The organism is Caulobacter sp. D5 (assembly GCF_003185805.1).
GTDB lineage: Bacteria > Pseudomonadota > Alphaproteobacteria > Caulobacterales > Caulobacteraceae > Caulobacter.
Genome location: NZ_QHJY01000043.1, coordinates 1 through 6,184, shown reverse-complemented (window position 1 = coordinate 6,184; position 6,184 = coordinate 1). Strand labels below are relative to the sequence as shown.

The window sequence follows — 6,184 nt, the reverse complement described above, 5'->3', positions numbered from 1 at the left end:
TGACCCGCGCCCAGAACGCCTTCGCCAACGCCCAGGCCGCCTTCGCCTCGGCCAAGGCCTCGCAGGTCCAGGCCCAGGCCAACCGCGCCGCCGCCGCCGGCTCGCTGGCCGCCAACGCCGTGCTGACCGCCGGCGCCAGCATCGACGCCAATCCGGAAGTCGCCGCCGCCCGCGCCAAGGTCGAGCAGGCCCAGCTGGACCTGTCGCGCACCGTCATCCGCGCGCCGATCGACGGCGTCGTGGCCAAGCGCAACGTCCAGATCGGCCAGCGCGTCGCCGCCGGCTCGCCGGTGATGCAGGTCGTTCCGATCGGCGCGGCCTATGTCGACGCCAACTTCAAGGAAGGCCAGCTGCGCAAGGTCAAGATCGGCCAGCCGGTCGAGCTGGAAGCCGACCTCTACGGCGGCTCGGTGAAGTACCACGGCAAGGTCGCCGGCCTGTCGGGCGGCACCGGCGCGGCCTTCGCCCTGATCCCGGCCCAGAACGCCACCGGCAACTGGATCAAGGTCGTGCAGCGCCTGCCCGTCCGCGTCGCCATCGACCCGACCGACCTCAAGGCTCACCCGCTGCGCGTGGGCCTGTCGATGAAGGCCACGATCGACACCCGCGGCTAAGAGCGCGTCGGGCGAAAGTGTAAGCGGTTTCGCCCGCCAGACGCGCGCCAAGCGTAGAACCCTTCAGAGCAAGGATAGCCGTCATGGCGACCGCTCAAGCCGTCCCCGCAAGGGCGGCCTCCGAACCCGCGCCGCTCAGCGGGCCGGCGATGATCTTCGCCGGCCTGATCCTGGCCGCCGCCAACTTCCTGGTGGTGCTCGACACCACCATCGCCAACGTCTCGGTGTCGAACATCGCCGGCGCCCTGGGCGTCTCGCCGAGCCAGGGCACCTGGGTCATCACCTCCTACGCCGTGGCCGAGGCCGTGGTCGTGCCGCTGACCGGCTGGCTGTCGGCCCGCTTCGGCGCGGTCAGGGTGTTCGTCTTCGGCATGATCGGGTTCGGGATCTTCTCGTTCCTGTGCGGCCTCGCCCCCTCACTTGGCTTCCTCGTCTTGTTCCGCATCCTGCAGGGCGCCTGCGGCGGCCCGCTGATGCCGCTGTCCCAGACCCTGCTGCTGCGCGTCTTCCCCAAGAAGCACGCCGCCGCGGCCACCGGCCTTTGGGCCATGACCACCCTGGTCGCCCCGATCCTCGGGCCGATCCTGGGCGGGGCGCTGTGCGACAGCGTCGGCTGGGCCTTCATCTTCTGGATCAACGTGCCGATCGCCATCGCCTGTTCCTGGTTCGCCTGGAACCTGCTGAAGGGCCACGAGACGCCTCTGGCCAAAGCGAAAGTCGACCTGGTGGGCCTCGCCCTGCTGGTCGTCTGGGTCGGCTCGCTGCAGATCATGCTGGACCTGGGCAAGGAGCACGACTGGTTCTCCTCGCCGCTGATCATCGGCCTGGCGCTGGTCGCCGCCGTCGGCTTCGTCGCCTTCCTGATCTGGGAGCTGACCGAGCAGAACCCGATCGTCGACCTGCGGGTCTTCCGCCACCGCGGCTACACCGCGGCGGTCATAACCCTCAGCGTCGCCTTCGGGGCCTTCTTCGGCATCAACGTGCTGAACCCGCTCTGGCTGCAGCAGAACATGGGCTACACGGCCACCTGGGCCGGCTACGTCTCGGCCCTGCTCGGCGTCACCGCCGTCATGGTCGCGCCGCTGGCGGCCGGCATGTCGGCCAAGCTCGACGCCCGCCGCCTGGTGTTCCTGGGCCTGATGTGGATGGCCTTCATGACCTTCTTCCGGGCGCAGGCCAACCAGCAGATGGGCTATTTCGACATCGCCCACTGGCTGCTGTTCCAGGGCTTCGGCATGCCGTTCTTCTTCGTGCCCGTGACCGCCCTGGCCCTGGCCAGCGTCCGGGTCGAGGAGACCGCCAGCGCCGCCGGCCTGATGAACTTCTGCCGCACGCTGTCGGGGGCCTTCGCCACCTCGGTGGTGACCACGGTGTGGGCCGACGGCGCCAGCCGCAACCACAACGAACTGTCGGGCGTGCTGAACGGCGCGCAGTCGACGATGGACCAGCTGCAGGGCGTGGGGCTCACGCCCGAACAGGCGCGCGGCACGCTGGACAACATGGTCCAGAGCCAGGGCGTCATGCTGGCCACCAACCAGGTGTTCATGGCCATGGCCGTCCTGTTCGTGGTCGCCGCCCTGATCGTCTGGCTGGCCCCCAAGCCGACCCGCGTGGCCGACACCTCGGCCGTGCACTGAGACGGAGAAACCCTCGCCCTTCGACAAGCTCAGGGTGAGGGTTTCTACTGATCTGTTGAGCTTGAAATGGTCCTCACCCTGAGCCTGTCGAAGGGCGAGGACCATGCGCCTACCGCGCCACAGCCCCCTTCACCACCGCCGCGAACGTCTCCGCCGGGCAGTCGTAACCCGCCCCCGCCTGGCTGCAGCCCGGCACGAAGATCGGCGAGGCTTCCGGCGGGGCCGCCGGCGTCAGGGCCTTCTTCTCCCGCAGTTGCGACAGGCTCTGCACCGCGTAGCGCACGCGGATCACCCGCACGCCGTCGGCCCGTTTCCAGCGCTCGAACACCAGGTTGCCGCCCGGCGCGATCTGGTTGGGCTGATAGCCCGGCGCGGCCCATTCCAGGCCCAGGAGGCCGCCCAGCATGGCCAGGGTGCCGTCGTGGCCGACGATCACCACCATCTTGGAATTGGGATCGCCGAGCGCGTCCTTGCCGGGCTTGGTCTCCAGCGTCGCCAGAATGCGCGAGGCCAGATGGCCGGCGCCGGTGCGCGCCACTTCGTGCGAACGCAGGCGCAGGTCGAACTCGGCCTGGTGCAGCGGGAAGACCCGCAGCAGCGAGGCATCATTCAGGCCCTTCCAGCCCAGGCTCGCGAAGTCCTGGCCGTCGGCCCAGGCCATCAGCAGGCTCTCGGTGACGCCGGAGGCGAAAGCTTCCGGACCGGCGATGCCCACCGTCTCGTCGGCGTCGTCGAGGAAGGCCGGGGCCTCGTCATAGACGCGGCGCTTGCCGGCCGCCTTCGGGCACGGCGCGGCGTCGCATTGCATCAGCAGTTCGTCGAGGCTGGCGATGGCGTCGGCGTGGCTGGCGCTCCAGGCGGCGAGGCTGCCCCCCACCCGGCCGGCGACCGAAGCGCGCGCCAGGGCCAGATCAGGCTTGGCGACGCCGGCCTTCACCGGCTCGAACATCGGATCGATCTTGCCCTCGCCCACCGTGTGGACATCCACGGCGCAGCCCGGCGACAGCCCCTCGCCCAGGGCCTTGGCCGTGGCGATCGTGCGCTGGGTGACATTGGCCCAGTAATAGACCGCGCCGCAGTCGGCGCCGGCCAGCAGGCCCTGCTTGGCGTAGAGGTCGCGGTAATAGGTCCCGAACAGGGTCGAGAGCGCGCCACCATTGGCCGTCAGGTGGCCCGGCGGCACGCCGAAGCGCGGCCAGGGCCTGGCGGTGGCCGTCTCCAGCCGCTCGGGGCTCGACATCGCCGCCCGCACGCCGTGGCGGCTGAGGATCACCACCTTCTCCAGGGTGTCGCCGGCCTGCTGGGCGGCGGCGGGCGCGGCGACCGACAGGGCCAGCGCGAGAGCGGATAGGCGGGCAAGCAGACGCATCGGAACTCCCAGAACGAAAAAACGGCCCGCACGGCGGAATCGCGCGGGCCAGTCAAGGGGATCGGAACGGAGGAGCGCAAGGGGCGTCCCCTCCGGAAAGTCGGGATCGCCGTCCCGGCCGCCAGGAAAGGCGGCCGGGGCGCGACAGAACTCCGTGAACGGAGCAACCAGCCTTAGAACTTGGCGCGCAGGCCGAAGCTGACGGTGCGGCCGTACTTGGTGTAACCGCCGAACCAGCCGCCCTTCACGAACTGCCACTGGGCCGCGTCGGTCAGGTTCTGGCCTTCCACCGCCGCGGTGATCTGCGGGGTGATCTTGTAGCTGATGCTGGCGTCCAGCGAGCCGAAGGCTGCGTCGTTGAGGGCCGACAGGCCCGCCCCGCCGACGTCCTGCAGCACGTCGTCCACCCAGCTGTAGCTGGCCCGGGCCGCGATGCGGTCCTTCTCGTAGAAGCCGGTCAGGTTGAAGCTGTTCTTGGCGACGTTGACCATCTGGTCCTTCAGCGTCGCCGAGTAGGTCGCCTCGGTGTCGGTGTAGGTGTAGTTGGCCAGGAAGCCGAGGCCGTCGAACGGCGCGGGCAGGCTCTTGAACAGGTGCTGGTAGGCCAGCTCCACGCCCTTGATGGTCGCCTCGCCGCCGTTGGTCGGCGAGGTCAGCTGGTAGGTCTGGCCGTCGACCACGATGTTGGTCTTCTGGCTGTAAACGAAGGTGGTGATGTCCTTGTAGAAGGCGCCGGCGATCAGGGCGCTGCCGGGGGCGAAGTACCATTCCAGCGTGGCGTCGTACTGCCAGGCCTCGAAGGGCTTAAGCTCCGGATTGCCGCCCACCGCCGTCAGCACCGTGCCCGAGGAGTTCAGCGTCAGGCGCGGGGCCAGATCAGCCAGCGACGGGCGGGTGATCACCTTGGCCACGGCGACGCGGGCCTGCAGGGTGTCGGTGATGTCGAGGGCGAAGTTGGCCGTCGGCAGCACGTCGGTGTAGCTCTTCTCGTAGCGCACCGGCACGGCGGTCGTGCCGTTGTCGGCGTGGCCGGCCGAGACCTGCTTGGTGTTGGCCACGCGCACGCCGATCTCGCCGCGCAGCGGCAGGTCGGCGACCTTGGTGTCCAGATCGGTCAGGGCGTAGCCGGCCAGGATCTCTTCCGACACGAAGTAGGAGTTGCGCTTGTCGGCGCGCGCCGTGCCCAGCTGGCTCTTGTCGGCCAGGGCCCAGAACTTCTCGGGGTTGGGCATGACCCAGGTGCGCGGCAGATTTCCACCCACGCCGCCGAGGAAGTCGCTGACCGGGAAGGCCTCGAAGTAGCTGGCGTCGAAGTACTTGCCCGCCAGATTGGTCGTGTAGTTGATGTCGGCGCGATTGTAGGTGCGCTCGCGCTCGCGGAACTTCACGCCGAAGGCGATGCGGTTGAACGGCCCCCATTCGACCGGACGCTCGGCGTCGGCCTGCAGGGCCTTTTCCAGGTCCAGCGAGTCGTTGACGCGCCACTCGATGCGGCGGAACGGCAGCAGCGAGGGGTTGGACAGGTTGGTCGTCGCCAGGGTGACGCTGGGCAGCTCCTCGTCGTCGGCCTTGGTCATGTTGAAGGTCGTCTGGCCGATCGAGCCCAGCAGGCGCGTGCGGGTGATCGGCTTGGAGGTCTCCGAATAGGCGCGGGCGTAGGCCGCGTCGCCCGAGAAGGTCCATTCGCCGATCCGCTGCTTGCCGTTGACGGCCAGCATCAGGTTGTCGTGCGCCAGGTCGCTGACCTCGCGGCCGATCTGGCTGGTCGAGGTGACCGTGCCGCCCACCAGGGCGCCGTCGCGCACCACCGCCGTGCCGGCGACCAGGGTCGAGACCGTCTGGTCGACCGAATAGGTCAGCTCGTCATAGTGGTCGTCGAGGTGCGTGTAGCTGGCGTCGAAGGTGATCTCGGTGGCGTCGGTCGGACGGTACTGGGCCGAGAACACCAGGCCCTTGCGCTCGCGGTCCTCGCGCTCGAGGGTCGGGCGGATGGCGGTCGGATAGAGGCTGATCCCCTGCGCCGCCAGGCTCTTGCCCAGGGTCGTGGAGGTGTCGACATAGCTCCAGCCCACGCCGGTGACGCGGTCCTGGCGCAGGGTGCGCTGGTCGTAGACCAGGGCCAGCAGCGCGCCGAAGCTCTTGTCGTCATTGACCCAGCTGATCAGGCCCGAGGCGCGCGGGTCGGTCTTGCCGGCCAGTTCCGGATGGCTGGCCGTGACCGAAGCGGCCATGGTGTTCTTGCCCAGGGTCAGGGGGCGAAAGGTCTTGATGTCGACCACGCCGCCGATCGCGCCCTCGTCCAGCGAGGCCAGCGGGGTCTTGCCCACCTCGACGCCGGCCACCAGTTCGGACGGCAGGGTGTCGAAGCGGAACTGGCGGCCGCTCTGGCCGCTGTCGCGCATGTTCTCGTTCACCGCGGCGCTGCGGCCGTTCAGGGTGACGATCTGGAAGTTGGGACCCAGGCCGCGCACGCGCACGAACAGGCCCTCGCCGCGGTCGCGGGTGATGGCCACGCCCGGCACCCGTTGCAGGGCTTCGGCGATGTTGTTGGACGGGAACTTGCC

4 protein-coding genes are annotated in these 6,184 nt (G+C 69.3%); 2 read left to right on the top strand and 2 right to left on the bottom strand.

Annotation, left to right across the window (positions count from 1 at the left end; translation table 11 throughout):
* Window positions 1-614 (top strand): HlyD family efflux transporter periplasmic adaptor subunit (locus DMC18_RS03415; RefSeq protein WP_146217957.1); only part of this gene is annotated, 614 nt, incomplete at its 5' end.
* Between the two features lie 83 nt (window positions 615-697).
* On the top strand, window positions 698-2,251 hold the full coding sequence (locus tag DMC18_RS03410) for a DHA2 family efflux MFS transporter permease subunit (RefSeq protein WP_110119701.1): 1,554 nt from the start codon (window positions 698-700) through the stop codon (window positions 2,249-2,251).
* 109 nt (window positions 2,252-2,360) lie between these two features.
* Here DMC18_RS03410 and DMC18_RS03405 read toward each other — a convergent pair whose 3' ends face one another.
* Together DMC18_RS03405 and DMC18_RS03400 are read right to left on the bottom strand one after the other, a co-directional pair.
* On the bottom strand, window positions 2,361-3,620 hold the full coding sequence (locus DMC18_RS03405) for a histidine-type phosphatase (protein WP_110119700.1): 1,260 nt from the start codon (window positions 3,618-3,620) through the stop codon (window positions 2,361-2,363).
* A 173-nt stretch (window positions 3,621-3,793) separates the two neighbouring features.
* On the bottom strand, window positions 3,794-6,184 hold a 2,391-nt coding region (locus DMC18_RS03400; RefSeq protein WP_110132692.1), incomplete at its 5' end, for a TonB-dependent receptor.

Bases quoted from the DNA above. Each gene is read 5' to 3' on its own strand.
- DMC18_RS03410 (WP_110119701.1), top strand. From the start codon at position 698: ATGGCGACCGCTCAAGCCGTCCCCGCAAGGGCGGCCTCCGAACCCGCG.
- DMC18_RS03405 (WP_110119700.1), bottom strand. From the start codon at position 3,620: ATGCGTCTGCTTGCCCGCCTATCCGCTCTCGCGCTGGCCCTGTCGGTC.